Origin of the sequence: Okeania sp. SIO3B5, assembly GCF_010692555.1 — a bacterium.
In the GTDB taxonomy this organism is placed as follows: domain Bacteria; phylum Cyanobacteriota; class Cyanobacteriia; order Cyanobacteriales; family Microcoleaceae; genus Okeania.
In genome coordinates, this window is the sequence record NZ_JAAHHG010000207.1 from 11,723 (window position 1) to 16,089 (window position 4,367).

Sequence of the window (4,367 nt, forward strand, 5' to 3'; positions counted from 1 at the left end):
GTTTTTGCTCAGTTCCATTTTCAGCAGCTAACGGTTTTATTGCGTATGTCGCAATAGGAGTTTTTGCTTAGTTCCATTTTCAGCAGCTAACGGTTTTATTGCGTATGTCGCAATAGGAGTTTTTGCTTAGTTCCATTTTCAGCAGCTAACGGTTTTATTGCGTATGTCGCAATAGGAGTTTTTGCTCAGTTCTATTTTCAGCAGCTAACGGTTTTATTGCGTATGTCGCAATAGGAGTTTTTGCTCAGTTCTATTTTCAGCAGCTAACGGTTTTATTGCGTATGTCGCAATAGGAGTTTTTGCTCAGTTCCATTTTCAGCAGCTAACGGTTTTATTGCGTATGTCGCAATAGGAGTTTTTGCTTAGTTCTATTAGTCTCTATTAATAGAGTAAAACTCTCAGTAAAATTAATATTTTTAATTTCAGTAGGAAATTATTCCATCTAAAAATAAACTTTTCTGCCGATACTCTTTGTATGAAACTTATTCCTACGACCTTGATCTTTAGCGAAACTCTTGACTCATACATGAAGTTGTCAAAATAGGAGGAGAAAATTTCCCATTCAGCACATCAATAAAATCAGGAAAAAATAAATAATTGAAAATCTTGATACTAGCAGTTCGATCGACTTTAATAGTTGGTACAGACGCGAATTGGGGAACTAATTTAGCGACAGTTTCAATAGGAATAGCAAATGCTAAATGACTCATTTGTTGACGCAAACTAATATTAGGTTGTTCGCCATCACCATATACATAAGGATTGCCCCATAAAGGATAAGCGTGCATTCCATTAATACCAATAACTTGCCCATAAATATTCAGTAACGGACCACCGCTCATCCCCTTTTTAATCAAATTAGTGTAGCCAATTTGATAACCTTTTTCTAAAGGTTTATCGGACAATATTGACACTTTTCCCCTGGTAAATAAAAACTCTCTATCTTGAGGTTTTTCTAAAATAGGAAACCCAGCAGCAAAAATCTTATCTCCTTCAGCAAGAGTATGAGAATTTCCTAGAGATGCAACAGTGTAGGTATAATCAGCACTGCGAAATTGTAATAGAGCTAAATCATTTCCTTGAAAATCTTCATTTTCTATTTGATTTGCTTCATAGAAATTACCATCTGGAGTTTGAATCAAATAAGATTTATTTTGAGTATCTAAAACGTGCTGATTAGTAACAATTGTATAGATTTGTTCTTGCCGTTTTAAAATAATTCCTGAACCCCAACCATTTTCAGAAATAACTTTAACCGTGATTGACTTAGCCAAACTTTTAAGCTCTTCAATAGTACAAAAATCATTACAGTCAGTACAATTTTGAACTTGTATTTGGGTTTCAGAACTTTTGAAGTCATCAAAATTTTTAGATAGTGCTTGTATCGGCAAATAAAATAATCCATTACCAATACAAACCGTTAATATCAGCGATCGCCAATTCACAGAATATTAAACCAATTTGATAAATATTTGGTACAAATAGCTAGTGCCGCTACGCGGAAGTTAAAAGTCATGCATTTAAAAGCGAGTGTGTAATTCTGAGGAAACCTCAGAATGTAAGACACACTCAAGACAGTCAAAAGTGTTGATTGGTAAGGCTTTTAGGATTTTGTAACTGGTTAGTTATTTCTGCCATCCTGCACTAGACTATTTCTTAGGAGTCAGGAGTCGTATGGGAATAGATTTAATACCAAATTGATAAATGTTTGCTACAAATAGTTAGGGTATTTATTCTAATGCGCGAATTTAGAATTTAGAATGCACTTGGGGATAGATTTAATACCATTTTTGATGTTGGAAATTACCTTTTTCGTGAAAAAGACTTTATCTGAAAGTATTTTTATGGTGCTTATTATTCGTAACATTCTTTTTTCAAATTGGTATAATACCAATTTTTAGGTCGTAAATTCTCTTTTCTTCACTGTATAGCCGAACTTTTAAGGTATTCAAATCTCACTTCTGACTATTGTGGTTTAAAGCCTCCCCTTTTAAGCTATCCCTTACCCATAAGTCTTGAAACCCTTGTGGGGAGAAGGGGAGCAGGGAGCAGGGGAGAAAGGAGAAAAAATCGTAGTAACTAAGTAAAACTACTGAAGTTGTCAAAACAAAGTATATTTTTCCATATATTTTTTCTCCTGAAAAAGCCGAGCCAAAACTTACTCATAACTCGTATATTTTGTCAAGCTTTATGTTAAGAAAGATGTGGGTAAAGCATAGCCTTTTAAGGGGATAATAAAGAAAAATTTTCCTTTGAGTCCATCCTAATTCTTTTAAAGGAGAGGTAATAATTAATAATTAATAATTAATAATTAATAATTAATAATTAATAATTAATTGTTGAATAAACCTTCTATATAGTCATTAAAGTTTAAATAGAAGCGAGAACCACTTTCATATAGTGGACCTGTAGAAGCACCAACTCGAATATCAAATAACTGTTGAACTGTTTCACTAGCATTTTGCTGAGGTTTGAGAGTAAATAATACCCCTTGGCAAGGACCTCCTTTTCTGCTAGAAACACAGATTACCGGTTGACGATTAACAATACCAGTCGTAATGTAATCTAGTCTGCCATCATCATAGAAAAATTGAAATTTATCTGATACTTGGCGACAACGAGTAAGGGGGCTATATCCAGCAGATAAGAAATAATTAGAAACCCAACGAATAACTGGATAAGTACCTTGTGGTGTTTTGACAAAAGTAGTTGGGATACCATTTTTACCCCGGTCACAATAAAATTCATTAGGTCGAATTATCGGTGGAGCTTCTTTGACTACTGTTTTTGTTTTTTCAGAACAGCTTTCTTTTTCTATACATACATTCTGTTCTTTTCTTTGACATAATTCTTCTTTAATTTCACAAAGTAGTCTAGGTTTTGGTTTAGCATTAGCAGGATTATTGATAGTTAAACTAATCCCTAAACAGAAAGCAAATGCTAAACATATTTTTGTACAAATATTGATTTTCATAACCACGAAATCTTAGGATATTTATGCTACAGGTTATTGCCAATAAATAATTAATAACATCGAGCATTATTTATTACTTATAGTCTCAACAACCTTCATTAAATTTCTCAAGATTTTCGCTCTTGCTCCGGAAAAGCTTTTATACCATTTTGAAAAAAGAATGTTACAAATAAACTGGGTAGTAAATAACTAATAATCCACCTAAAACCTAGTACCTAAAACCTAAGTACCTAAAACCTAAGTACCTAAAACCTAAGTACCTAAAACCTAGAAAATTATTTGTAGCAAACATTTATTAAATTGGTATTAGAGAGTGTTTGTAAAACAAAGCAAAAACTGCACCCTTATTTCTTAATTCCAAAATATTTTCTGTACAACTCAAATAGGATTGCAATAACAGGATAAAAACTTAAAATTCCTGTACAGAAAAATTTCTCCAATTCAAAATCCTATTAAGATACAATTCAACATTTTTCTACTTTTCTTTCCAGTCAATGCCTAGTCGTTTTAAGTAATCCCAACCTCTTTGAGGCCAGACATGGTCGCGACCAGTTTTCTTAGCAATCCAACGGGCTACTTTTGGACCAGACCATGCTCCACCATCAGGAGCAGGCCCTTGTAAAGCTTCTGAAAGTTCCTGTTGTTGAGCTGGTGTCAACAAAGATTTAGCAGGTGGTGGTTGACGGTCTTTGCTGCGATTTTTCACAGATTCCGGGCCTTCCCTATTGTAGCGCCCAACAATTTCCTTAGCATAATCGTAGTTAAGTCCTACAACTTCAGATGCTTTTTTAATAGACCATTGTTGAGCAACTAGAAGCAGGAGATGCCACCGACGAGATTCGATGGTATCTGGAGCTTGTCGGTAGCGAATTTTCAATTCCTCTACCGTAAGATGTGGTTTCAAACTAACTTTTGGTGGCATACCTCCTACTAGGAAATTATGGGAGTTTTTAATCTTATCTACCCCTATGTGCTAATCTCCGGATAAAATCTGCCTTTTAGAAGTCAAAAGTCAAAAGCTGTAAAGTCAAAAGTCAAAAGTCAAAAGTCAAAAGTCAAAAGTTTAGAAATCAAAAATTAAAAGTTAAAAGTTAAAAGTTTAGAAGTTAAAAATTAAAAGTCAAAAGTTTAGAAGTTAAAAATCAAAAGTCAAAAGTCAGAAGTTATCCCTGAAGCTCTGCATGAGTAATGATTAAAGATATTGAGACAGGGGAATTTTTTCCGACTGTTGCCTGTTGCCTGTTGCCTATTCCCTGTTGCCTGTTGCCTGTTGCCTGTTGCCTATTGCCTGTTGCCTATTCCCTATTCCCTGTTCCCTGTTCCCTGTCAAAAATTAAAAGTTAAAAGTCAAAAGTTTAGAAGTTAAAAATCAAAAGTCAAAAGTCAAAAGACA

The 4,367-nt window shown here is 34.1% G+C and carries 3 protein-coding genes; all 3 read right to left on the minus strand.

Annotated elements, in window-relative coordinates:
- Positions 1 to 503 precede the first annotated feature (503 nt).
- Positions 504 to 1,445 (minus strand): serine protease, encoded by a 942-nt coding sequence (locus tag F6K54_RS23845; RefSeq protein WP_293082868.1) that lies wholly within the window; start codon positions 1,443 to 1,445, stop codon positions 504 to 506.
- 887 nt (positions 1,446 to 2,332) lie between these two features.
- Entirely contained in the window at positions 2,333 to 2,974 is a 642-nt protein-coding gene (locus F6K54_RS23850; protein WP_293082871.1) for a COP23 domain-containing protein, read from the minus strand.
- A 475-nt stretch (positions 2,975 to 3,449) separates the two neighbouring features.
- Positions 3,450 to 3,896: a helix-turn-helix domain-containing protein gene (locus tag F6K54_RS23855; protein WP_293082873.1), complete on the minus strand. Its 447-nt coding sequence runs from the start codon at positions 3,894 to 3,896 to the stop codon at positions 3,450 to 3,452.
- Positions 3,897 to 4,367 lie beyond the last annotated feature (471 nt).

Coding starts and splice junctions, on each gene's coding strand:
- F6K54_RS23850 (WP_293082871.1), bottom strand. CDS start 2,974: ATGAAAATCAATATTTGTACAAAAATATGTTTAGCATTTGCTTTCTGT.
- F6K54_RS23855 (WP_293082873.1), bottom strand. CDS start 3,896: ATGCCACCAAAAGTTAGTTTGAAACCACATCTTACGGTAGAGGAATTG.